The 23509-nt window shown below is 69.2% G+C and carries 17 protein-coding genes; 11 read left to right on the forward strand and 6 right to left on the reverse strand.

All coding sequences use genetic code 11. The features are described from left to right. Positions 1-271 precede the first annotated feature (271 nt). The 4 genes from VZL07_RS10860 to VZL07_RS10875 are packed head-to-tail and all read left to right on the forward strand — an operon-like array spanning position 272 to position 6094. A complete protein-coding gene (locus VZL07_RS10860; protein WP_426755425.1) occupies positions 272-2152 on the forward strand; it encodes a toxin-antitoxin system YwqK family antitoxin in 1881 nt (626 codons plus the stop codon). Next, a complete protein-coding gene (locus tag VZL07_RS10865; protein WP_426755426.1) occupies positions 2149-3459 on the forward strand; it encodes a hypothetical protein in 1311 nt (436 codons plus the stop codon). The genes VZL07_RS10860 and VZL07_RS10865 overlap by 4 nt, the downstream gene beginning before the upstream one ends. Then, the gene (locus VZL07_RS10870) at positions 3456-4760 is read left to right on the forward strand and encodes a M16 family metallopeptidase (RefSeq protein WP_426755427.1); all 1305 of its coding nucleotides are present in this window, start codon (positions 3456-3458) and stop codon (positions 4758-4760) included. The genes VZL07_RS10865 and VZL07_RS10870 overlap by 4 nt, the downstream gene beginning before the upstream one ends. Before the next feature lie 35 nt (positions 4761-4795). Further along, a complete protein-coding gene (locus tag VZL07_RS10875) occupies positions 4796-6094 on the forward strand; it encodes a hypothetical protein (protein WP_426755428.1) in 1299 nt (432 codons plus the stop codon). A gap of 290 nt (positions 6095-6384) precedes the next feature. Here VZL07_RS10875 and VZL07_RS10880 read toward each other — a convergent pair whose 3' ends face one another. The 4 genes from VZL07_RS10880 to VZL07_RS10895 all read right to left on the reverse strand — a co-directional run bounded on the left by VZL07_RS10880 (position 6385) and on the right by VZL07_RS10895 (position 11038). Continuing rightward, on the reverse strand, positions 6385-7452 hold the full coding sequence (locus VZL07_RS10880) for a DUF2804 domain-containing protein (RefSeq protein ID WP_426755429.1): 1068 nt from the start codon (positions 7450-7452) through the stop codon (positions 6385-6387). Positions 7453-7579: 127 nt separating this feature from the next. Further along, entirely contained in the window at positions 7580-8752 is a 1173-nt protein-coding gene (locus tag VZL07_RS10885) for an ABC transporter permease (protein ID WP_426755430.1), read from the reverse strand. Beyond that, the gene (locus VZL07_RS10890) at positions 8749-9486 is read right to left on the reverse strand and encodes an ATP-binding cassette domain-containing protein (protein ID WP_426755431.1); all 738 of its coding nucleotides are present in this window, start codon (positions 9484-9486) and stop codon (positions 8749-8751) included. The genes VZL07_RS10885 and VZL07_RS10890 overlap by 4 nt, the downstream gene beginning before the upstream one ends. Positions 9487-9499: 13 nt before the next feature. Beyond that, entirely contained in the window at positions 9500-11038 is a 1539-nt protein-coding gene (locus tag VZL07_RS10895; protein WP_426755432.1) for an alpha/beta hydrolase, read from the reverse strand. A 92-nt stretch (positions 11039-11130) separates the two neighbouring features. On the opposite strand from VZL07_RS10895, the gene VZL07_RS10900 reads away from it, so the two are divergent. From VZL07_RS10900 to VZL07_RS10930, 7 genes are all read left to right on the forward strand, one after another. Next, positions 11131-11973 (forward strand): LEA type 2 family protein, encoded by an 843-nt coding sequence (locus tag VZL07_RS10900; RefSeq protein WP_426755433.1) that lies wholly within the window; start codon positions 11131-11133, stop codon positions 11971-11973. A gap of 106 nt (positions 11974-12079) precedes the next feature. Beyond that, positions 12080-12472: an aspartate 1-decarboxylase gene (panD, locus tag VZL07_RS10905; protein ID WP_426755434.1), complete on the forward strand. Its 393-nt coding sequence runs from the start codon at positions 12080-12082 to the stop codon at positions 12470-12472. Positions 12473-12579: 107 nt separating this feature from the next. Continuing rightward, entirely contained in the window at positions 12580-13020 is a 441-nt protein-coding gene (locus VZL07_RS10910; RefSeq protein ID WP_426755435.1) for a hypothetical protein, read from the forward strand. Positions 13021-13023: 3 nt separating this feature from the next. After that, the gene (locus tag VZL07_RS10915; protein ID WP_426755436.1) at positions 13024-13656 is read left to right on the forward strand and encodes an EcsC family protein; all 633 of its coding nucleotides are present in this window, start codon (positions 13024-13026) and stop codon (positions 13654-13656) included. Positions 13657-13839: 183 nt separating this feature from the next. Beyond that, the gene (locus VZL07_RS10920; protein WP_426755437.1) at positions 13840-14439 is read left to right on the forward strand and encodes a MarR family winged helix-turn-helix transcriptional regulator; all 600 of its coding nucleotides are present in this window, start codon (positions 13840-13842) and stop codon (positions 14437-14439) included. Between the two features lie 580 nt (positions 14440-15019). After that, on the forward strand, positions 15020-15469 hold the full coding sequence (locus tag VZL07_RS10925) for a PadR family transcriptional regulator (RefSeq protein WP_426755438.1): 450 nt from the start codon (positions 15020-15022) through the stop codon (positions 15467-15469). Between the two features lies 1 nt (position 15470). Then, positions 15471-16202, forward strand: coding sequence for a siderophore-interacting protein (locus VZL07_RS10930; RefSeq protein ID WP_426755439.1), 732 nt, complete (start codon positions 15471-15473; stop codon positions 16200-16202). A gap of 564 nt (positions 16203-16766) precedes the next feature. Here VZL07_RS10930 and VZL07_RS10935 read toward each other — a convergent pair. Together VZL07_RS10935 and VZL07_RS10940 are read right to left on the reverse strand one after the other, a co-directional pair. After that, entirely contained in the window at positions 16767-17921 is a 1155-nt protein-coding gene (locus tag VZL07_RS10935; protein ID WP_426755440.1) for a hypothetical protein, read from the reverse strand. Then, positions 17921-22648, reverse strand: coding sequence for a hypothetical protein (locus tag VZL07_RS10940; RefSeq protein ID WP_426755441.1), 4728 nt, complete (start codon positions 22646-22648; stop codon positions 17921-17923). Before VZL07_RS10940 ends, VZL07_RS10935 begins: the two co-directional genes overlap by 1 nt. Positions 22649-23509 lie beyond the last annotated feature (861 nt).

A 23509-nucleotide genomic window follows, 5' to 3' on the forward strand; every position in this document is an offset into this window, starting at 1 on the left:
CGTGCGGTCGGGTCACCGCGGCCCCAGCCTCCCCCGGCCGTGCAACGAGCGCAGCCGTATACGTAGCCCGCTGTGCCGAGTCAATGTCACGGTCTCTGGAGACGCGTGTCGCCCCCAGACTGAAGGTGATTCATGCCCTGACAAGCTTTTCGGTTACAGTCCGCGTGCTCCACTCGAGGGGGAAATGTTGTCAGGGTCCGATTCAATTCCAGCAATTCAAGACACACCATCCAGTCCCCCAATTCCTCGATTCAGGAAGACAGCCTGGCTGTTGAAGCTGCTGCTCGGGGTCGAGGCGGCATTCATCGGCGCACGGCTGCTGCAAATCGTCTTTCCATTACAGGTGCCACACATTCTCCAGGCCTGGGTGCTGTGGCCCGCGCTCTGGGACGTCCCGCTGGACCCGCGCCGGGTATCGCCATTCACGGCCTTGATTCCCTGGCTGTTGTGGTCCGCCGTGCTCCTGCTCTGGCTGGAGGTATTGCGGAGGGCCAGCGGCCAACGCGTCACCACCCGGATGCAGGTCATCGCCGTGGCGCTCCTGCCGGGCTACCCCGTCGTGGGCCTGCCGCGGCTCATGGCGTTGATGGCGACCGTCCTGGGCCCGCTGGCGGCCGGCTTCAAGGCGGGGGCTCGCGGCATGGTCACCCTGCATGCGCTGGTGGCCGCTGCCCTGGTGATGGAAGCCTGGAGGGACACGCCCGAGTGGGGGGTCGTGGTGCTCTGCGCGGACGGCGCGCTGCTGGTGGCGCAGTTCCTGACGCTGCGCACCGTTGCCCGGGCGTTGGGTGAGCGCACGGCCCATCCCCCGGACGCGGAGCAGGGCCACGGCACGTCCTCACCGCTCCCGCAGGAGCCCCCGCCTCCCGAGACGGGCCTCGACTGTCCGGAGTGCCCCACCCCCGCGCCGCTGCGACGGGACGCGGGCCAGCCCGGACACCACTGCGGTCACTGCGAAGGCGACCTGCTGTCCCCCGCCGAGCGGAGGCTCCTCCAGCCCCTGGCGGGGGAATCCGCGGCGATGGAGGCCACGGGACGGCATGTGAAGTGCGCGTCCTGTGGCGAGAGCGCGGCCACCGTGGTCTACCGGGGCGCGGCGGTCTCCCCTTGCGCGAGCTGCGGCGTGGTGTGGATGCGCGCGGGCGTGCTCCACCGGCTCACCCAGGGCCAGCACGGCCGCCCCTGGACCCGTCCCAGCGCGACACCTGCCGCCCCACCTCCCTCGCTGCTCTCTCCGCGTATCGGCGGGCTGGCGCTGGTGGGCGTCATCCTGGTCGGCACGGAGTGCATGCGTGTCTCGGAGAAATCCCCCTGCACGCCCACCACACAGCATCACCGCCTGGCTCGCACCGATGGCTGGGTGCTCGACCGGTGCGCGAACGCCGAGGACACGAATGAAGGCATCTCGTGGCTCCGGGACGAGCGTGGCCGACTCCGCGAGGAAACCACCTGGACGCAGGGCGCGCGCAAGGGGCCCTATCGCCGCTGGGATGCCTCCGGGCGGCTGGAGGTCGAAGGTGAGTACCGGGCCGACCAGCCCTCTGGCGAATGGCTCCACTACGCCAGGTCGGGAGCGCTGGTGATGAGGCAGTCCTTCGCCGGGGGCAAGCTCCACGGAGAGGTGGAGACACTGGCGGAAGACGGCGTCCTCCAGGAGCTCCAGAACTACGAGCACGGGCTCCTGCATGGCCCCTATGCCCTCTACTTCCCCACCGGGCGCAAGCGGGTGGAAGGCCACTATGAGCGAGGGAAGCGGAGCGGAGACTGGACGACCTACGACGCCGCCGGGCAACGGGTCGACGCCACGACGTGGCACGAAGGACAACGCTCGCTCGTGTGGATGGGCGGTGCGAAGACGCAGGACGCGCCCGACGCCCAGGCAAGTGAGCGCGAGGTCGCCGAAGCCGCCTCGGCCCCCGCGCTCTCCTCGCCTCATGACGCCCTCTACAGCGGACACGCGCTCGAATGGTGGGCGCAGCGGCTCAGGCTGCTCTGGCCCCGCAGGCAGGACCCGGAGTGGGCTGCCCGCTACGCGCTCACGGTGCACCGCGCGAACCTCAATGGCCTGACGGTCGAGGAGACCGCCGCGGGCCCCCGGGTGACGCGCACACCTTCACCCGCCAGCGCGCAGGCGGACCGGAGGACACCGTGAAGCACACCTCGAAGCACACCTCACTCACGGCGGCCCTCTGCCTGCTGTTGTCGGCCGGGCTCGCCGCCGCCGCGCCCTTCGAGGTCCTGCGCTCCCGCGAATCCCCCGAGCATGCCCAGCTGATTCTCGCGCCTCGCGAGGGCTCCCGGACGGCCACGCTGGTGGTGGCCTTCCAGAGCGGCCGGTTCGACGAGGCGGGAAGCCACGGGCTCACCCGCCTCACCCAGCACGCCATGCTGGAGGCGAACCGGCGCGGCAGCTACGACGACCTGGTGCGGGACTTGTTCGGGGCAGGGGCCTCGCTCGAGCTCGTCACCGGGCTGCGGCAGAGCGCCTTCATCCTCGAAGCCCACCACCGCGATTTCGACCGGCTCGCCCAGCGACTGCTGGGCATGGTGCTGGATGCAAAGCTGGACGCGTCGAAGCTGGAGCACGCCATCGAACGGACCGCGCAGGACCCCGGCCTCACGGACATGCACGACTTCCTCGAGGCACGGCTCGCGTCGGCGCTCTCCACCGACGTGCGTTACGCGGCGCCGCCCCCGCGGTTTCCCTCCAGCGTGCAGAGCCTCACGGAGCGGCACGTGGCCATCCACCTGTCGAGCGCCTTCAATCCCCGGAATGCGACCGTCATCGCGGCGGGGTCCTTCGACGCCCCCGCGCTTCGCCGGGTCGTGGCGCGTTATCGCGGCGGCGTGGCCTCTCCGGTGGCCCGGCTCACCCCGAAGCTGCCCACCAAGACGCAGCTCCCGGCGATGAGCGACGTGAACGTCCTCGCCTACCCCATCCACATCACCCAGCCCGAAGAGGCCGCCGCCCTGCGGGTGGTGGGGCCGCTGCTCCAGCACCGGATGGAGCGCCGGTTCCGCAACATGGGCGTGGGGTATGCGCAGGAGGCAGCGCCGCTGCTGACCCCGTGGATGGATGCGCTGGTGCTGACGCTGCCCGCGAATGACCCTTCCGCCTTGGACCTGGGGCCGTTCCTCCTGCAGGAGGTGGCCGCGGTGCGCGAGGGCCGGGTAACGCCCGAGGAGTTCGCCGCCAGCCATGGCTCGGCGCTGGCCCGCTTCCGCCTCGAAGACCCTCGCCCCCGCGCGGTGGCCCTCCAGCTCGCCAGCAGCATCCAGACGCCGGCGTGGTACTCCCCGGAGGTGGAGGCCTCGCTCGCCGCGCTCTCGGCCGAGGCGTTCTCCCGGCGCGTCCAACCCTGGCTGAGCGAGGACCGGCTCGTTCACCTGCTCTTCACGCCCTATCCGACTCCGCGGCCCGCTGCGAGACCACGCCCCCATGGAGGGGGACGGAGATGAACATGCACCGCGCCTCGCATTGGGCCTGCTTGCTCGCGCTGCTCTGCGCGGCACCTTCCGCCGAGGGCCGGGCCCCGCCCCAGGACGACGCCCCGGCCGCCACCGCCGAGCTGCTGCCCGACGGCACGGAGCTCGTGGTGGTGCCCCAGACAGGGGTGGCCACCGCGTCCCTGCGCCTCGTGGTGCGCTCGGGCGCATCGCGCGACCCGATTGGGAAGGAGGGGCTCGCGCACCTGCTGGAGCACCTGGTGTTCCATGGCAGCCACGACCTCGTCGGCAGCGAGCTGCGTGGCCGCGTCGAGGCGGTGGGCGGCACGCTCAACGCCTTCACCTCGGCGCAGTCCACCGTCTACGCGCTCGACGCGCCCGCCAAGGACTTCCCCGCGCTCGCGCGGGACGTGCTGCGCATGGTGACCAGCCCCGAGATTCCTGGAGGCAAGCGCCTGGAACGCGAGCTGGGCATCATCCAGACGGAGAGCGTCTACCACTTCTCCCGAGCGAGCCTGTCCTCGCACGTGGAGGAAGCGCTGTTCCAGAGCGTGTCGCTGGAGAACGCCATCATCGGGACCGTCGAGTCACGGGCGCGCATCACCCGTGACGACCTCCTCGCGTTCTACACCCGGCATTACGTCACCTCGAACATCTCGCTCGTCCTCACGGGCGCGACGAACGTCGAGGAGGCGCGCCGGCTGGTGGACACGGCCTACCGCCTGCCCCCGGCCCTGCCCGAGGAAGCCGTGTCCGCCGCGACCGAGATGGCCCTCTACCCCGTCGAGCAGCACACCCGCGCGCCGAGCACCTTCATCGCGCAGGGCTACCCGATTTCCCACGAGGACCGGGGCACCTGCCGCGCGGTGGCCGACCTGATTCAGCTCCGGTTGGTGCGTGAGGTCCACCTGAAGGAGCCCATCGTCTCCAGCATGCGGGTGCTCTGCATCAACCTGAGAGGCAACGACCTGCTGCTCGCGTTCGCCTATACACGCTCCCTCGACGGTGCCCGGCTGCCCTACCTCATGCAGGAGACGTTCGACACGCTGGCTCGCCGCCCGCCGAGCGCGCCCGAGCGGAAGCTGCTGGAGCAGCGGAGCCAGCGGCTGTCGGAGCTGCTGCTGGCCGAGGGGCCGGCGCTGGCGGATACCGTGGCGGCGCTCGCGTCGGAGCCCCGCCAGGGAGGGCTCGTGGACCTGGGTGCCCTTCAGCCCACTCGCGTGCCGACGCCCGCCGTGCTGAAGAGCTTCGTGCGTCGCAACTTCCGTGAGGACCGCGCAGTCAGAATCACCAGCTCCCCCCTGGAGGGCTGACGTCCGCCGGCGCTCCCGGGCACCCCGAGGCATTCATGCGGAGACTCATCCCCCTGCTGTGTCTCGCCACCGCCTGCGCCGGACCGTCCGTGACGACGGTCCGGCCAGAGCCACCCGCGCCGGAAACGCCCACCGCGCCCGAGCCCCCGCCGGCGCCACCCGGCCCCTTCGCGCGTGAGCTGGCCCCGCTGCCCAAGCAACGGGTGAGGTCCACGGAAGGCCTCTTCACGGCCGAGGTCGAAGCCGTGGCCGCCCCCAGGCTGACGCGGCACGAAGGCTCCACGCGGCTGGAGATTCCCCTGGGCACCGAGGCGCCACTGAGCTGCTTCGTGTACGAGCGCCCCATCGACGCGGCGGGCGCGGTGCTCGCGGTGGCGAAGGCGGCGCAGGGCCACCCGGGTGTCACCGTGCGGAGCCTGGCGCCCACGGACGTCTCCGTCGTCGCGGGTGCGCCGGTGATGTTCGTGGACGTGGACTATGAGGTGGCCGCGTCCGGCGACAGCGTGAGCGCGGGCAGGCTGAAGCTGATGGTGAGCGCGAGCCCCGAGCTGCCGCTCCTGTGCGCCCATGACGAGCCCGGCTATGCGCGCACCTTCCACCGCGTCACCACCGGACTGGCGTCCTCGCTCCAGGTGCCCGGCCGAGCCCGGACACCCGCGCCCCAGGAGGCGCTCCGGGTGCTGAAGCTGGATGGACGGCTCGCGGGCTTCGACTGGCGCACCGAGCGGAGCCTGGACGGAGGTGCGCGACGCTCGGAAGTCACCACCAGCCTGCTGCTGCCAGGGGCTGCCCACGGCCCGCGCGCGGAGGACCGCACCGTGACCACGGTCACGGATGGCACCGGGCAGTTGCAGGAGCAGCGTCACGCCCATGCCGAGAACGGCCAGCTCACGCTCCAGGTGACGCTCCGGCGCGAGCCACCCCCCAAGGCCGCACCGGGTGCGAAGGCAGGCGCACCCGCCCCACCCGGTACGACGACGTACCGCGCCGAGGGGCGCCTGGGCTCCCGCCGCGTGAAGGGCACCTTCACGTCGAAGCGAGGGATTGCCACGGAGGAGACCCTCCGCGCCGCCGTGCGCGACGAACTGCTCGCGAAGAAAGGGACGGCAGAGGTGGTGCTCGACGTCTACCGCCCGGAGCAAGAGTCCCTGGCTCCCGTGGAGCTGGTGCTGCGTCGGACGCCCTCGGCCGGCCCGAGCGCCCTGACGCTCACCGTTGGAGCGACGACCGAGGAAGCACGCGCGAGCCCGAACGGCGCGCTGGAGTGGACCTCACGCGCACTTCCCGAGGGTCAGCTCACCTCCGAGCTCGCCGACACCGAGCCGCCGTCCTGACAATGCAACTGGAGAGAACTGCTCAGCCCTTGCGCGAGGGCCGCCTCACAGCCGAGGTCGTCCACGGCGTGCCTCCGCTCTGACGGTACGCCGATGGGGTCGGCGCAGCCCTTGCGCGAGGGCCGCCTCACAGCCGAGGTCATCCACGCTGCCCCACAACCCGCGCGATGCGCTGGGTCGAACGGAGCAATGGACGGCGCTCACTCCCGGATTCATCCACCCCGCCCTCTGGGGCCAGCGCAGGCGCGGGCCTCGCCTCGGCGCCCGCGTGACGCCAGCGGGCCCTCACCTCACCACAGCATGTCCTGGTCCTCGGTGACGCCGGGCACGTTGGACAGCTCCAGCGTGCGGCTGCCCACGCGCACCGTGCCGTTGAAGAAGCCCACCGGCTGCGCGAAGTGGCTCACCACGAGGCGCAGGTTGCGCTCCTCGCGGTGCACGTGGAAGGGCTGGAAGCGCAGGTCCACCGCGCCATCCACCGTCACCAGCCGCCACGGCGCCATCAGCTCCTTCGCGTCGTACTCGAAGCGCGCGCGCTCCAGCGGATACAGCTTGTCCCCCAGCCACAGCGCGTTCTCGTTGGCGTCCGCGTTGCCCTCGTTGAAGCCTTCCACGAGGTTGATGCCCACCGGCGTGCCATCCGCGAGCCGTCCCGCCGCGAAGGCCCAGCGCCACGCGGTGTGCCGCGCCAGGTAGCCTTGCGTGTAGTCCATGCCGCCCACGCCCCCGTCCAACCGGAAGCGCTTCCCACCCGCCTCCAGGCTGCCGAAGGTGAGCAGGCCATTGCTCTTCATGGTGACGTTCACCAGCCCGTCACCTTCGACCGGCGCCACCACCGTGAGCGCGGGCGGCCCGCCGGCCACCAGCAGGTCGCCCTCCCACTGGAAGGACTGGAGGCTCCCGGTGCGCAGCCGGCTGACGTCCACCGACACCCGGTAGCGCTCGTCGTCCACGCCGCGCTGCACCGCCAGCCGTCCGCCCAGGGTCCGGAACGAGGCCTTGAGACCCTGTCCCGGCTTGTCGCCCAGCTCCACCATGGGGCCGGGCGTCCCCAGGAAGCTCACGTCACACAGCGGCCGGCGCTCGCGCAGGTCCAGGGCCACCGCGAAGGCGCTCGACGTGTAGCCCAGGTCCACCACCGCGAAGAGAGCGGCGACCTCTGGCGTAGCCGCGAAGGTGTAGTGCCAGCGCTTGCGCTTCAGCAGGCGCGTGGCGCGGCCTGGAGCCCACTGCCCCTGCAGGCGAGGCAGGTCCACCTCGGGCAGCTCACCCTGGTAGGTACCGAATCGGGGCTCCCCCCCGGAGGTGGCCACGGAGGCTGGCGCGGGAGGGAACAAGGCGTCTCGCTCTGGCTTCATCTGGCCCCATTGGAAGGCAAAGGCGCGTGGCTGTCATGTCAGGCCACCGCCCAAGTGCCACCCGCCGACAGTGGCACCTGGGAGGTTGTGTGGAGCGTAACGCAACGGCGGCGCGCCGGGGGCCCCGTCAGCCCCGGCCGAAGACGATGCGCTCCTGGGTCAACAAACGGCTGGTGATGGCCAGCGACAGCACCGTGAGCAGGAGGCTGGACGCCGCGGCGATGAGGAAGGGCAGCGCCCCCAGCGGCTCTCCGCGCATCACCTCGCCCGCGAGCACCTCCTGGCCCAGCACCGGCACCGCGAACATCCACAGCTTCGGCTGGAGCGGCGACAGGGCCAGCACCATGCCCGGCATCATGGGCACCACCATCAGGAGGGACAGGTACGTCTGCGCCTCCTTGAAGGAGCGTGCATAGGTGGACACCCACAGCTGCACGGCCGAGACGGCCAGGGCCAGCGGCAGCACCGCGACGGCCATGCCCAGGGCGGCGGGCGCGTCGAAGCGGGCCTTCACGCCCAGGTCCTCCAGCGGCACGCGCCGCACCACCAGCAGGTAGGCCACCAGGGTAATCAACACCGCCGCGACGGCCATGACCACCGTGGCCAGCCACTTGCCCGTCACCACCGCGCCGCGAGGGGCCGGGTTGAGGAGCAGGGGCTCCAGCGAGCCGCGCTCGCGCTCACCGGCCATGGCGTCGCTGGCCACCTGCATGCCGCCCGCGAAGGCGGCGATGACGAGGAAGAGCGGCACCATGTTGAGCAGGCCCGCCGCGGTGCGCTCCGGCGTGGACAGGTCCGCCTCCTGCACCCGCACGGGCGTGGCCAGCTCCGGCGCGATGCCGCGCGCGTAGAGGCGCTGGTTGCCCAGGAGCTCCGCGTAGGCCTCCAGCAGCCGCCGCGCGCGCAGCACCGACTGGCGCGCGGACTGGCGCGAGGTGTCCACCACGAGCTGCACCTCGGCGGTGCGCCCGGCGGAGTACGCTTCGGCGTAGTCGTCCGGCACCACCAGCACCGCGTCCAGCGAGCCCGCCCGGATGCGCGCCTCGTAGTCCTCCGGCGCCTCTTCCAGCTGCGCCCCGTAGCGCTCCAGGAAGGCCATCAGGCTGGGGGCATGCTCGCGCCCCACCACCGGCAGCGCCAACGGCCGGTCCTGCCGGTACCAGGAGGCCAGCATGTTGAACATCACCATGAACACGACGGGGCCAATCAGCGGCCACGCCAGCGAAGTGAGCACCGAGCGCCGGTCGCGCAGGTGGTCCTTCAGCTCCTTGCGGAAGACGGAGAAGGACAGCCCCTTCATTGCATCAGCCCCTGGTCCGTGCCGATGGTGGCCACGAAGGCCTCCTCCAGGCTGTCCTTGCCGGTGCTCGCGCGCAGCGCGTCCGGCGTGCCGTCCGCCACCACCCGCCCGTTCGCCACCACGACGATGCGGTCACACAGCGCCGCCACCTCCTGCATGACGTGGCTGGAGAACACCACGCACCGGCCTTCGTCCTTCAGCCGCCGCAGCAGGGTGCGCACCGCGCGCGTGCTCATGACATCCAGCCCGTTGGTGGGCTCGTCCAGCAGCACATTGCGAGGCCCGTGCACCAGCGCCCGCGCCATGGCCACCTTCACGCGCTGGCCCTGGCTGAAGCCCTCCGTGCGGCGGTCGGCGATGTCCCGCATGTCCAGCAGGTCCAGCAGCTCGTCCACGCGCTTGTCCAGCGCGGCGCCGGACAGGCCGTGCAGCTCGCCGAAGTAGCGCGCGTGCTCGCGGGCGGTGAGGCGCGGGTAGAGGCCGCGCGCGTCCGGCAGCACGCCCAGCGCCCGCCGGGCCTCCTCGGGCCGCTGCACCACGTCCACGCCGTCCACCAGCGCGGTGCCGCGGTCCGGCTTCACCAGCGTGTAGAGCATGCGCATCGTCGTCGTCTTGCCCGCGCCATTGGGCCCCAGCAGGCCGGTGATGACGCCGTCCTCCGCGGTGAATGACACGTCCTCCACGGCCGTCACCGTCTTGCCGAAGCGCTTGTGCAGGTTCCTGGCTTCAATCATGTCGCGCGTGTCCTCAGGGAACAGGGCCAGCGAAGGAGGTGAAGAAGGGAGGACGGGTGAGCTTGCTGCCGCACGCGGGCGACAATCCCTCCACGCGCCCCTGGGTCAGCAGGTCCAGCATCAGCGTGCGCGCGCAGTCCGCGCCAATCGTGTTGTGGCCCACGCCGGGCACCACCACGTGCAGGCTGTTGGAGAGCGTGCGCTTCGCCTCCTCGGCCCAGGCCGGAGGCGTCACCGGGTCCAGCTCTCCCGAGAGCAGCAGCGTGGGCACCGACGACACCACCGGCTCCCGGTAGTCCCGAGGCAGCGTCGCGCGCGGCCAGTCCGAGCAGATGGAGAGCACTTCCTTGCCCAGGGTCGGACCGAACCAGGTGCCCTGCGACTCGCGCACCACCGCGGCCTCGTCGAAGAAGGGCGCGTCCTCCGCGCACACGACGGCGAAGTACAGCCCCTGGCTCACCGTGCGCCCCATGTTCTCCGACAGGCCCACGCTGAGCGCGACGAAGGGGGCCCAGTCTCCCTGCGTGGCCCGGTCCAGCATCAACGGCACCAGGGAGGACACCTCCGGGCTGTAGAGCTGGGCGAAGAGCTGCGCCAGGAAGACGCGGCGCGAGAGGGCGACCTCCTCCATCACCCCGGTGCGTGGGTGCGCCACCTTCGTGCGCGCGGGCTCGGCCTCCAGCGCCTTCAGCAACGCCTCCGTCCGGGCGCGCAGGTCCGGGTACGCCTTGGCGCACGCCGCGTCCGCCGCGCAGTTCGCCAGCAGCCGGTCCAGCGCCTGCTGCGCGTCGCGGGGCGCGTACAGCGGCAGGTACAGCCCCATGGGCGCCACGCCGTCCAGGATGGCGGTCCGCACGCGCTCCGGGTACTGCCGCATGTACACCAGCGCCGCGCGCGTGCCGTAGGACACGCCCCAGAGGTTGAGCTTCTCGTAGCCCAGCGCCTCGCGGACCTCGTCCAGGTCATCCATGGCGATGGGCGTGGTGTAGTGGCGCACGTCCGCGTCCCAGCCCTCGCGGCACTTGCGCAGCTCCGCCGCCGCGTCGCCTTCATCGAGGCGCGCCGACAGGCGCTCTTCCGGCGAGTCCGTCTTGCAGTTCAGCGGGTTCGAGTCCCCCGTGCCCCGCTGGTCCACCAGCACGATGTCGCGCTTGCGGCGGATGCGCTCCACCGCCATCAGCACCTGCGTCGAGCGCGACGCCGCCTGGCCCGGCCCTCCCGCCAGCAGCACCAGCGGGTCCGGCTGCGGCTGCGCCGCCAGCGCCGGCACCACCACCACGCGCAGGGGAATCTTGCGGCCCGTGCGAGCGGCCCGGTCCTCGAAGACCTCGTAGGTGCCGCACTGGGCCTGCGTGGCCAGCCCTTCGAGCCGGCAGGGCTTCAGCGACAGCGTCCGCCGCTCCGCGGGGTCCTGCCCTCCTTTCGAGCAGGACACGGACGCCGCGGCCAGGAGGGCCAGCACCAGGGCACGCCAGGGAGGAAGATGGGAGGAGATGTGTGCACGAGCCCCAGACACGGGTGCCTCCAGCCAGGTACGAGAGGCCTGCCACATACCACCCACATCCTGCCCGGGTATATCCGCCCCCCTCGGCGGAGGCGGCGGATTGAATCCCACGCCGGAAGGGGTCGTCCGGTGATACGCCCATGCCCACCATGAAACGCGCCCTTCTCGTCCTGGCCGTCCTTGGACTCTCCACCCTCAGTGGCTGCGCCACCCTTCAGAACATGCTGAAGGGGGCGTTCAAGAAGCCCACCCTCTCCTTCAAGACGGCGCGGCTCTCGGACGCCTCGCTGTCCGACGCCACCATCGACCTGGTCTACGAGCTGAACAACCCCAACGGCTTCGGGCTCAACCTGGCCGAGGTGGACTACGCCTTCTTCGTGGAGGGCAAGCAGGTGGTGGCCGGCAAGCCGCGCTCGGGCCTGTCGCTCAAGGCCAACGGCAAGAGCGAGCTCGTCTTCCCCGCCAACGTGAAGTTCGCGGACATCGTCCCCGTGCTGGAGACGTTCCTCAACAAGGACAAGGCCGCCTTCAAGGCCCAGGGCACCCTGGGCGTGAAGACGCCCATCGGCGTGCTGAGCTTCCCGCTGGAGAAGGAAGGCACCTTCGAGGTCCCCAAGATTCCGAAGGTCTCCTTCCAGGCGCCTCGCATCAAGAACATCAGCCTCTCCGGCGCCACCGTGGAGTTCCCCCTGTCGATTACGAACCGCAACAGCTTCCCGCTGCCGGTGTCAGGCATCACCGGCGCGCTCAAGGTGGCGGGCGCGGATGTGGGCACGCTGTCCACTGGCAACCTGGGCAAGCTGGACGGCAGCGGGACGAAGGAGGTCACCCTGCCGCTCACCATCAACTTCGCCCGCGCGGCGAACGCGGCCCTCGCCCTGCGCTCGGGCGGCAATGCGCAGGTTCGCCTGGATGGCAAGCTGACCTCGGAATCCCAGAGTGTTCCCCTGAGCCTCAATCAGCTCCTCAATTTCGTTAAGTGACGCCTGCCTGCACTGCGGGCGGGGGGAACTGAACACAGGGTTGTCCCAGGGCGCCCCAGACGTTACGGTGGGGCGTCCTTGCCGCTTTTCCAAGGTCCAGACACCCATGCGTCGCATCCTCTTCAAGTCCAAAATCCACCGTGCCACCGTGACCCAGGCAGACCTGGACTACGAGGGGTCCGTCACCATCGACCGCGACCTGCTGCGCGCCGCGGACATCGTGGAGAACGAGAAGGTCGCGATCTGGAACGTCACCCAGGGCACGCGCCTGGAGACCTACGCGCTGGAGGGTGAGGCCGGCAGCGGCGTCATCTGCATCAACGGCGCGGCGGCGCACCTGAACAAGCCGGGCGACCTGGTCATCCTGGCCACCTTCGCGGAAGTGGAGGAGGCGGAGGTCGCGAGCTGGAAGCCCACCGTGGTGTTCGTGGACAAGGACAACCGCATCGTCCCCGGGCAGACGACGGAGATTCCGGGCCCGCAGCGCCGTTCGGCCTGAGGCCCTGAGCGGCCGTCCCTGCGGCTGCTTTGCCCCATCGAGCGCCTTTTGCCATGCTCCCCCCTTCCTTAAAGGTTGGGGCTGTGAGCTCCGGAGGAGTCGAAACGATGAGGCAGTCGTGGTTGGGCGCCTGCGCGCTCTCGCTGGTGCTTTCGGGGTGTACGGGCACGGGGGCCTTCCGACCGGACCCGAACAACGACGACCCGCTCTACGGGGTCATCCCCGTGGTGAAGGCGCCTCCGAAGAACCGGTGCGAGGAGCTGCCCGCCTCCGTGCGCACCTCCTGCGACGAAGCCCTGTACCTGGCCACCGAGTACACCCGCCGGCTGTCGGTGGGTGACGAGGTCTGCCTCGAGGGCGGGTACGGCGAGGAGCCCGGCGCCGCGTGCAAGGCGCGCGCGGCCATCATCGACACGTCGCCCAACCAGGTGAAGCTGGAGGTGCGCGGGCCCAAGCCGGACTCGCGCTGGTTCAACGTGGAGATGCGGCACGCCTGGTACGAGGAGGGCGCGCTGGTGGACCTCTACCTGGCCGAGCGGGGTTATTGAGGAATGGGGCTCTACGACAGCGTGGCCGAGCGGCTGGCCTTCATGAAGAAGATGACTCCGGCGGAGCTGAAGAAGCTCGGCTCGGCGCGGCTGTCGGACATCGTGCTGCAGGAGGTGGCGCGCTCGCGCGTGCGCATCGCCGCCCTGGAGAAGCGCTACCCGCAGGCGCCGCCGCGGGAGCTGGCCCAGCGCATCGTCGACGAGAAGAAGAACCTCGCCAGCATGGTGGGCGGGGTCAGCGGGGTGTTCGGCCTGGTGGCGCTGCCGGCGGACCTGCTCTTCATGGCGTACCTGCAAATCATCCTGCTCACGGACGTGGCCACCCTCTACAAGGTGAACCTCAAGACAGAGCGGGCCCGCGGGGAGATGCTGGACCTGTTCGGCTATGCCAACGGCCTGGGGCCCCTGCACCGCGCGGGCCCCAAGGTGCTGGGGAAGCTGGCCGCCATGCTGCTGGAGAAGGGCGGCATGCACACGCTGGGGCGGGCCATGCCGCTGGTGGCCGCGCCCGTCACCGCCTACTTCAACAACCAGCACATCCAGATGGTGGGCGAGCAGGCCGTGCGCTTCTACGAGGGCTTCGACAAGGCACACGCCAAGGCGAAGGCCCAGCGCAAGAAGGCCAGCGGCGCCTGACGGCCGCCCGCGGCCAGGGGGTGATCCACCGCCCCCCGCGATTTCGTTCGGTGGGTCCGATATGCCTTCCGTGCCTCGACGTTGATGCTCCCAGGCGGGCGAGAGCGCCCCCTGTGATGACGGGCTGTCAGGGTTTCCTCGAGCCGGAGGAGCCGTGACGCCCGAGAGACGGAGGCAACGAGGATGTCCGAGCTCTCGGCGGAAGTGCGGGTGCAGGTGGCACGGCTGAAGAACCTGCTCATCGACGTAGCGCGCTGCGGCGCATTGAACAGCCCCCTTGGCGCGCTACCTCACTCCCATTTGGACCCGATGGAGGTCCAGGCCATCTGGTGGCTGAAGGCCGAGAGCCTCCTGCCCGTGAACATCCTGGCCGAGCGGCTCGGGGGCATCGCGCCGCCCCGGCTCAGCCGGCTGCTGGACCGGCTGGAGCATGCGCAGCTCGTCCAGCGCGAGCGCTCCGTGCGGCATGACCGGCGGCGCGTGCGGGTGCGACTCACCGAGCAGGGACGCGCGCTGGCGGAGCAGGCGGATGCCGTCGTCCAGGAGCGCATGGCGCGACTGCTGATGCCGCTGGAGGGGGAGCAGCGCAGCGCGCTGATGGACCTGCTGGAGGGCTGGGTGGAGGCGCTGGGTGGCAAGGGCCGCGCGGAGGAAGCGGCCACGTCCGAGGCGGCGGGGGACTCGGATGCCACGGATGCGAATGATGACGCGCCAGCGCCTCACCCGGCTCGCTCCAGGCCCGCTCACGCGCAGCTCGCGGCCATCACCGCCAACGCGGCGTGAGCTGAGGTCTGCGCTACGTGTTTCCAGTACGTCGCGCAGCCTGAACTGCGCCCACGCTCCGTACGTACCAGCACGGCAGGCGCAGCTGCAGCTGCGCCCTTGCACCGCACGGGGTAAGCAAGGCGGAGCGCAGCGCAGGAGTTGAGGTCCAAGCCCCCTCAGCGGCCCTGACCGCTTCGCCCCCCAAGGGTCGCTGTTTCCGTCGCGCTCCGTCCAAACACCCAAGCACCGCCTCCTGCCCCATCCATCCTGCTCCTGGGCTCCACGGGGGCGACCGTGTCTGCCGTATCCGGGCACATCGGACGGTGCGTTCCGTGGACGCCCGCGGGACGTCCGCCGTCCGAGGCCGTCTGCTCGCCTTCCGGGAAGACAGCATGGGCTCGCGCGTGCGCCTTCCACTCTGGGACCTGCGCTTTGCGCTGCGAAGCCAGAAGTCTCAAGATATATCGTAGATATGCGAGATAAATTCGGGACACATCGAGGCGGCGGACGCGGATTCGGAGGGGGCGGCGGTCGACACCACGGCCCGTTCGCCCACGAAGACGGGGGTGAGGAGCGCGGCCGAGGACGGCGAGGGCGCATGTTCGAGCCCGGTGAGCTGAGGAGCGTCCTGCTCCACCTGCTCGAGCAGAAGCCAAGGCACGGATACGAGTTCATCCGGGAGCTCGAGACGCTCACCCGAGGTGCATACGCGCCGAGCCCCGGGGTCATCTACCCCCTGCTGACGATGCTGGAGGACCTGGGACAGGTCGAGGCAAGCAGCACTGGGAGCGCGCGCAAGGTCTTCGCGCTGACCGAGGAAGGACGGACTGCGGCCAGCGAGACCAGGAAGGAAGCGGAGGCCTCGCTGAAGCGGCTGCAGCTGCTCGGAGACGAGAACGCGTGGAACGAGTCCGGGCCGGTATGGCGGGCCATGCACAACTTGAAGGCCGTCCTGCGCCAGTCGCTCTCCGCCGGACGGGACAAGGACACGTTGCTCCAGGTCGCCGACATCATCGACGAGGCAGCGAAGAAGATTGAGAGGCTGTGAGATGAACCGACACGAGTTCCAGCGGGTGAGGCATGAGCTGCGGCGACGCACCCTGACCGTCACGCAGGTGGAAGCGCTGTCTCCGCGCATGACGCGCGTGGAGTTCGCGGGCGAGGACCTGAAGGGCTTCGCGAGTCCCGCCTTCGATGACCACATCAAGCTGTTCTTCGGAGATGCGATGCGCGACTTCACGCCGCGCCGGTTCGATGCGTCGAAGGGGACGCTGACCATCGACTTCGCGATGCACGCGGACGGGCCCGCGATGCGCTGGGTCCGGAACGCGAAGCCCGGGACGCAGCTGGAGGTTGGCGGGCCGCGCGGTTCCATTGTCGTCCCAGACGACTTCGACTGGTACCTGCTCATCTGCGACGAGGCCGGGCTCCCCGCCCTGGGTCGCAAGCTCGAGGAACTGCGGGCAGGCGTCCCTGTGACGGGGCTCATCAGCGTGGCCTCAGCGGCCGAGGAGCAGGCGCTTGAGACGCAGGCGCGGTGGAGCCCTCACTGGCTCGCGCGAGATACCAAGGGTGAAGACGTGGCCGGAACGCTGCGCCAGGCCCTGCGTGACTTCGCATGGCCGAAGGGCGAGGGCTTCGTCTGGATTGCCGCGGAGAGCAGCGTGGCTCGCGCGGTCCGCGATAAAGTCGTCAGCGTGCACAAGCACCCCGCCGCGTGGGTGAAGGCCGCGTCCTACTGGAAGCGGGGCGAAGCCGATTCGCACGACCGGCTCGACTGAGCAATTCGCGGCGCCTCGACGGGTCAGCAGGGCTAGGTGAGCGTCACCCACTTCGGTGGCTCTCCCGCACTTTGTGTGGTGCCCGTCGGAGGAATGGGCAGACACGGCAAGCCGCCAATCGAGCCACGAACGCAGGGAAATCCGGATTCGGACCCTCCTTTCGCTGACTTGGGCATCAGCACTCCCTCGGAGGGGAAGCGGAAGAGCAGCCATCTCCGTGGTCCTCTATCCACGACGTGCTCCACACAAAGTGCGGGAGAGCCACGGAAGCGGGGGACGCTCACCAGCTTCTGGCCGGTGAACGCGATGTCGTTGGCGAAGGCCGTTGTCTGCGTACCCGGCACGGGTGTCGCTGCGGCCACGTTGGACTCCACCAGCGCCACCAAGCCTACCTTGCGCTGGCGCTGCATGGCGCCCAGCCGACGCGCGGCTCCTGCGCCGCCCAGAACCTGGACGCGGAGCTGGCGTAGCCGCTGGATGCCGTGCTGGCGAGTCCAGCCCTGCTTCCCGGGAAATGGGAAGCAGGGCGATGGGCTTGGCCCGATGACGTGGGGCCGGTTCACCTTACGGCATGCTGTCTTCTCCGGATTCGCAGTGGCACCAGAGATCGTTGCAGATCATGATTCCACCGCTCTCGCACGTGCCCGGCACGCCACAAATCTGAGAGGGCATGGCGCACGCCTCTCCGGCGGGGCAGGTCCCGCAGCTGTAGCTGCCCTCACATCCATCGGAGACAGTTCCGCACTCCCTACCCGCGCAGGCGGTGCTCTGGGGTGTCTTGGTGCAAACGCACACGTTGGCGGCTCCCTCACCACCACACGTCTGCCCGCTCGGACAGGTGCCACAGTCCAACGTTCCCCCGCAGCCATCGGAGACGGAGCCGCAGTTCTTGCCCAGGGAGGCGCACGTGTTGGGCGCGCAGCAGGCCCCCGCGCTCGTGCAGACCTGCCCGGCAGCGCATGTGCCGCACTCCAGACTGTTGCCACAGGTATCGGAGGTGGTGCCGCAACTGCGGCCCTGGGCCTCGCAGGTGCTGGGCGTGCAGCACTGGTTCTCGCTGGTGCACACCTTTCCTGTCTCGCAGGCGCCACAGTCGATCATGCCGAACTGGGTGCGCGGCGCCACTCCGCACTCCTTGCTCACCAGCGCACATACCTCCCGGGGCATCATGAGGTTCAGCACCGTGAGCCGCAGGGCCGGGAGCGAGGGATAGACCGTCCGTGGGACGCTGGCCGGAGGCGTCTGGATGTTGAGCCCACTGGTGGCGGTGGCGGCCAGGGCTGATTGCTGCGCCGACACCAGCGCGGTCCCCTGCAGCCGGTGGGGTAACACGTCCGAGTTCGTCATCCAGAGGGGGGCCTCCGTGTCGGCGGGGGGGGAGTGCATCAGGAGGATGGCCTTGCCGTCTACCAGGGGCTGCGCCAGGGTCACGCCAATGGTATCACCCAGGACGAACATGGGAGGGTTGCCGGCCTGGGCGAGGAAGTCACTTCCGTTCAGGCCATCCAGGCGGATCAGCAGACCGTCCTGGACGGTGAGCTGCGTCCCCTGACGCCAGACCTGGAACCCCTCCTCGATGCGCACGGGCTCGACGGAGATGAGTGTTCCGAGCCCCGAGTTGAGGGATCGGAGCGGATGGGCCGTTGCCGGGACCGTGGACGCACTATTGGAACAGGCTCCTGCGAGCAGGAGGAGGAAGAGCAGCAGCGAGCGCACCATCAGAATTCAATCTCCAAGTCGTCCACGGCCACACGGCCCTGGCTGGTTTCAGCATCCCCCAACTGGAAGCGCACCTTCGCGATCTGCGATAGATCGAGGTTGGCGGCCGTCATGCCGAAGCCCGCGAGCGGCAGCCGGTAAGTCTGGAAGGCCGCCGCCGTGGCCGTGAAAGGCCTCACCTTGGGGTTCTCCTGGCCGTTGTCCAGGTAGCGCCCGCCCGCCCCTATCCAGACTGTCGAGGGATAGATGGGAGCGATGGGCGTGAAGGCCTGGAGGGACACTGTCTCCGCTCGACCGGCGGCATCCACCAGCTGCACCCGGAAGCTCACGCCCCCCGTGCCGGTGAGGGCATGCATCGGCTGTTGAGCCACCCGGAAGTTGAGGCTGCTGGCGCTCCGCAGGTCCCTCTGGGCGGCCGCCAGGTGCTGCTCGTAGAATGAGCTCCCCGTCCAGGAGACGAGCACGCCCCGGGTGGCCTGGAAGAAGCGGTTATTCTCCTCGCCCTCACTCTCGCCCAGGGGATTTTGGATGTCGATCTCGTCATAGAGTGCCTCCTCGTTCACGTCCTCGAGCTCGAAGGCCACCAGCTGACCCGAGCTGGATTCGTCCTCGTCGGTGGCTGTCTCGAAGTCATCAAGGGTGAACCGGTTGACGCCCAGCCGCAGCTGGGCTTGCGCATACATGCGCACCCGGGCCGGAACCCCCAGCGGCGCGAGCCGCGTGGGCGGTTGGAGGAAGTACTCGCGCGCGCCGCGATCGCCGCGCTCCACCACCTCCAGGAAGGCCGTCACGTAGGCCATAGCCACGCTCCGCTGCTCGTCTCCCGTCAGCAGGGTGCTGGCGGCGCCCATGGGAACATCCAGCGCCTTGTTCTCATAGATGAACGACGTGGAGTCCACGCCCTTGAAGAGCGGCTGCTGGCTCGCATCGCTGTAGCCCCAGCTCGTGTTGAAATAGTTGTGGTTGGCCCCCTCGATGCGGATGGCGAACCGGTCGCTTAGGGCCCGGTCATAGTGGATGAACGGCTGGAGTCCGGGGAACACGCCCTTCACGTCGGCGTCCGCAGAACCATAGAGTAGAAGCAGGGGCGTCTGGGTGGGCAGAATGGCGTCTTTGTATGTGTCGAATGCCAGTGACACGGGGGCTAGGCTGATGATGCCCTTGATGCCCTCCACCGAGATACCGGACAGCGTCTCGCCCGGCGGAATCGCCCCGGGCGGCCGCGTTGGCAGCGACAGCTGCTTGAGGTGGTTCCATGCCACTACCATGGCCTCACCACCCCGCGAGTGGCCCACTAGGTAGATGCGGGAGGTGTCGATCCGGCCCGCGAGCGCCGAGGCCTGGGCGTTTTGTACCAGCAGCTCGATGTTCTTCAGGATGATCCACGCACGGGCCTGGATGGCGAAAGCGTTCTCCTTCACGCCCGGGTAGCCAAGCTGGGGACTGCCGTGCATGGAATCCAGATCGACGCTAGCCGTGATGTAGCCCCGTGAGGCAAGGTGCTGCTGTAGGTATGTATACCCCCGGTAGTTCTCATCCGAGGTCATGTCATCGCCCATCTGGAAGCGTTTGGGCGGCAAGGACCCGTCGCCCCTGGAGATGATCTGCCGGGGCATGTGCTTGCCGTGCGCGAAGACGACCAGCGGTCTCGGCACGGAAAGGTCCGTGGGATAGACGAGCCGGCCATGCAGGGTGAAGTCAAAGCCGCCCGCCTGCACGCCATCCCAGTCCCCAGGCAGGTGCGCCGAGAATCGGGGCGTCCCCAGGCCGGTCCCATACTCGATGGTCGTGGTGGGAAGCCCGCCAGCAGCCAGATAGGTCGCCTCGACCTCGACGGCGGCGCGCCCGTCGGGGCTGTCGAGGATGTCGCCCGGATCCAGCCGGCCGTTCCCCACGAACGCGTCGGCGGAGTCCGCGAAGTTTCCAAAGTCGTAGACGACGTCGTACCTGCCGTGCTCGCCCCGGGACGCGCTGGCCCAGAGCGTCAGTACATCGAGCGCAGCGCTCGCCGCCCCCACGGTGAGCTCCTTGGGCGCCCCCGTCACGTCTGTGAGGGCGGGATTCGCCGCCCACTCCGCCGCGCTCCGGTGCGCGACGAGGTAGACTTGGGCACGGCGGCCCGCGCGCTCACGGTGGCGCGTGCGGTCGAGCGCGGCCTGGATGGGACTGCCCTCATTCACGGTGCGAACGGTCCGGAAGCCGGATGTATACAGCGGCTCGGCCATGCCCACCGCCGCGGGGGACATGCCCAGGCGGTAGCGAACCCGAGCCACGCCCACCTTCGTCGAGCCCTGCATGTACGTCAGCGTGAAGACCGCGTCTCCCACGGTGCCCCGGCCATAGGCCAGCAGGCGCGCCTCCACGGAGCCCTGGTTCGCCGCCGCCCACTGCCGGGGCAGGGTAACGGGCGCGTAGGTGGAGCCGTTCTCGTAGAACTCCACCAGTCCCGCGGGACCGCTCTCCTGGGCCAGAATCACGCTTGCGCCCTCAGCCAGCGGGGTGACGCGCAGCTCCAGCGGGCTCATCTTCAGGCGCCGCTCGCCGAAGTTCGAGGCGTTGACGTCCGACGGAGGAAGGGTGCGCTCCAGATGCACCCACTCCGGGAGCGCATCCGGAGCCGCAGGGGCGGTCACGATGGGGTCCGCGCGCAAGCTGAAGACAGTGAAGGCATGCGCCGGGCTCCAGCCGAGCGAGCCCCCATTACGGATGGCCTGCGCCTCGAAGGTGTACTCTCCTGCGGGGACGACCTGGCCCTCAGAGCGTCCATCCCAGGCCACGGTCTGGCTCGCCCCCCCACTCCCGGAGAGCGTCCCCGAGGCCCGGACGGTGGCCGCCTCGTCCTTCACCCTCCACGATATGGAGTCCACCGGCGTGGAGGGCAGCAGGCCCGACAGCCGAACCTGGAAGTTCGCGCTGCCTCCCGGCTGCTCGAGGCGCTCATACTGAACGCGCCGGTCGCTCAAGGCGAGAACCTGCGTCTTGACGTCCTCCAGGACGAGCGCGCCCGAGCCCACGGCCACGCGGGGTTGGTCTCCGCTGGCGGTCTGGAGGGAGAGTACGACGTCGAACGTCCCCGCCGCGCGGCTCCCATCGGAGGTTGATCCATTCCACAAGGCGTAGAGCACCTGGCCGCGGCTCGTCTGGTCGAGCGTTGGGGTGGTCGTGCTGAAGACCGGGGTCGACGTGCCGGTCGGGATGAAGTCCACCCGCACGGACATGCCCATCGAGAAGAGCAGCGAATCATAGAACGCCGAGTCCACGTGCATCGCGACGAGCACGCCCGACGGCGCATCCTCGCGGATGCGCCTCGGGCTCGACGCGGTGGGGGTATCGAGACAGGCCAGGTCGGCGCAGTTGCCGATGGCGAAGCTGGTCGTCGCGATGCTCTGCTGGGCGGCCGGATCGTCGTCCGTGACGGTCAGCCGGACGGTCCACGTGCCCTGGCAAACCGGCGGGACGATGGAGCCCGCGGGGAAGAGGAGCACGGCGGAAACGCCCGGGCCGCTCGGCAGGGTCGGCGGAGGGCAGCCCGGCGGGCCGATGGCGAGCCATTGGTAGTTGCTGATGCCCAGGCCTGGGGAGGGGGGCTGCTCCTCAAAGGTGTTATCCAGGTCAAAACTCTGGGAGCCATCCACTCCGATGTGGACGGGCGTCACGCCCGCGAGGGAGACGGTGGGCCGTACCAGGGGGCCGGCCACGCTCGGCGAGGGGGGAGTGTCCGGGGAGACTGCACTAACGGTGAGCTGGGAGGAGGCTGGATTGCCCTCTCCATCCAAGATGCGCAACTCGAAGAGCCAGGTCCCACGCCCCAAGTCATTGGCCCCCAGGGTCACCACCGGACCGCTGTCGTTGATGTGGGGCCACAGCGTGTGAATGGGCAGGAGCGGCTGTCCCCCCACGCTCGCGTACCACGCGTAGCTCGTGATGCCTTGCGACACGGTCGCGAACCCGCCATCCCTCAGATGGCAGCGGTTCACATCCTCGGGACACGGAGAATCGGGGTCCTCGGACAGGCTCGCGTTCAGCACCAGGGGACCGGAGCCGATGACATGCTGGCTCGGCGGGTTGAAGAACGCCACGTGGGGCAGCCCATCCACCAGGACGGTGAACTCTTCCGACACGGACTCCTGCTCGTCATCCGTGGCTGTGACGCGGAAGATCCACGTCCCGGCCGGGACGGTGTAGTCGAGCGTCGCCTGGGTGGAGAGCACCGTCCCCAACGGCACGCCCGCCGCCGTCGGTGCCTGGACTACCTCCCACGTGAAGGTCAGCCACCCGCCGTCGTCATCCTCGAGGACCGACGTCTCGACATGGAGCGGACTGCCCTCGGCGACGCGCGGCGTCCCCGAGAGGGCAATCCGAGGCTTGCGATTGACCACCTCGACGGTGACCTCCTCCGAGGCCGATGCGGGCTCATCCTCGTCATCCGTGGCCGTCACTCTGAAGCGCCATGTGCCCACCTCGGCACCCGTGGTATGGATGGAGAGGCTGGGCTCGGTGGAGTAGCCCGACTGGGGCGTCCGGTTGGGCGCCTCCAGGATGTCCCAGACGAACTCAAGCTCGCCTCCATCCGGATCCGTGGTCGTCGTGACCCCGAGGGTGATGGGATTGCCCACCACGACCTGGGAGAAGCTCGTGACCTCGAAGCTGGGAGGGACGTTGGGAACGGAGAAGTTGTACGAGAACGTCTTCATCTCCCCTTCGTCGTCATCGACCTCAAGCTCCACGGACCAGTTGCCAATGTCATTGCCACTGCTCAGCTGCAGCGTCGGGTTGGCGGTCTCCTTGTTTTGCAGGTCAGTGGTGGACCTGGGCGGCCGGGTCCTGACCTTCCAGCGATGCTTTAGGGCCTTGCCAATATCTGGGTCATTGGAGTTGGCTTGAAACTGGATCAGCGACGACCAGGAAGGTTGGTTGGGGCTCGCGGAGGGGCTGGCCGTAGGCGGCAGGTTGTAGATGGTGTCGAATAAGTCAAGGACCTCCCGGCCTTCGGGAGACGCACAGACGATTCCGCATTGTCCCGCCGGGTCAGCAAAGCAGTCGTCGCCCACTTCGGAGGTGCGGACCACATCGACAACGCATTGAGTCCAGATTGTTCCGAGATCCTTCAACGATTTCGCTTCTAGGTAGCTGGTGAAATCAATCCTCCCGTCGCCGTCCGAGTCATAGAAAGGACAGTAGTCCATCGTGTAGATCTGGGGGGTCGCCGGAGGATCATAGCTATACGGCGAAATCACGACGCCCGAGGGCGGATTGGTCAGAGCCCTGCGAGTGCAGACAGCCCTAACTGGTGTCCAACCCAAGGGGTACTGAAAGCGGTTAACATAGCGCACCTTGACTTGAGCTGAGTCAGTGTAGGTTGCGGCTGGAACGCTGGGCTCCCTGGCTGCGCCATCGCCAAGCTCAAGGCGGAAAGCCCAATCCACGTCCCGGGTTCTTTCCACTCGCGTGCTGGAGCCGGGGAGGACCGGTTGCTCGGAAGCACTGACAGTCAGATAGACAATGAGCAGCGAGGCGATGTTCTTCACTGTTGGATTCCAAGCATGGCACGTCGATGACGGACGAAAGACTTCAGGCAGGGGAGCCCG

It is taken from the genome of Pseudomyxococcus flavus (genome assembly GCF_050038885.1).
Classification (GTDB): Bacteria; Myxococcota; Myxococcia; order Myxococcales; family Myxococcaceae; genus Myxococcus; species Myxococcus flavus.

Bases quoted from the DNA above. Each gene is read 5' to 3' on its own strand.
- VZL07_RS10880 (WP_426755429.1), bottom strand. From the start codon at position 7,452: ATGAAGCCAGAGCGAGACGCCTTGTTCCCTCCCGCGCCAGCCTCCGTG.
- VZL07_RS10890 (WP_426755431.1), bottom strand. From the start codon at position 9,486: ATGATTGAAGCCAGGAACCTGCACAAGCGCTTCGGCAAGACGGTGACG.
- VZL07_RS10915 (WP_426755436.1), top strand. From the start codon at position 13,024: ATGGGGCTCTACGACAGCGTGGCCGAGCGGCTGGCCTTCATGAAGAAG.
- VZL07_RS10895 (WP_426755432.1), bottom strand. From the start codon at position 11,038: ATGTGGCAGGCCTCTCGTACCTGGCTGGAGGCACCCGTGTCTGGGGCT.
- VZL07_RS10900 (WP_426755433.1), top strand. From the start codon at position 11,131: ATGCCCACCATGAAACGCGCCCTTCTCGTCCTGGCCGTCCTTGGACTC.
- VZL07_RS10930 (WP_426755439.1), top strand. From the start codon at position 15,471: ATGAACCGACACGAGTTCCAGCGGGTGAGGCATGAGCTGCGGCGACGC.
- VZL07_RS10935 (WP_426755440.1), bottom strand. From the start codon at position 17,921: ATGGTGCGCTCGCTGCTGCTCTTCCTCCTCCTGCTCGCAGGAGCCTGT.
- VZL07_RS10870 (WP_426755427.1), top strand. From the start codon at position 3,456: ATGAACATGCACCGCGCCTCGCATTGGGCCTGCTTGCTCGCGCTGCTC.
- VZL07_RS10910 (WP_426755435.1), top strand. From the start codon at position 12,580: ATGAGGCAGTCGTGGTTGGGCGCCTGCGCGCTCTCGCTGGTGCTTTCG.
- VZL07_RS10925 (WP_426755438.1), top strand. From the start codon at position 15,020: ATGTTCGAGCCCGGTGAGCTGAGGAGCGTCCTGCTCCACCTGCTCGAG.
- VZL07_RS10885 (WP_426755430.1), bottom strand. From the start codon at position 8,752: ATGAAGGGGCTGTCCTTCTCCGTCTTCCGCAAGGAGCTGAAGGACCAC.
- VZL07_RS10920 (WP_426755437.1), top strand. From the start codon at position 13,840: ATGTCCGAGCTCTCGGCGGAAGTGCGGGTGCAGGTGGCACGGCTGAAG.
- panD (WP_426755434.1), top strand. From the start codon at position 12,080: ATGCGTCGCATCCTCTTCAAGTCCAAAATCCACCGTGCCACCGTGACC.
- VZL07_RS10875 (WP_426755428.1), top strand. From the start codon at position 4,796: ATGCGGAGACTCATCCCCCTGCTGTGTCTCGCCACCGCCTGCGCCGGA.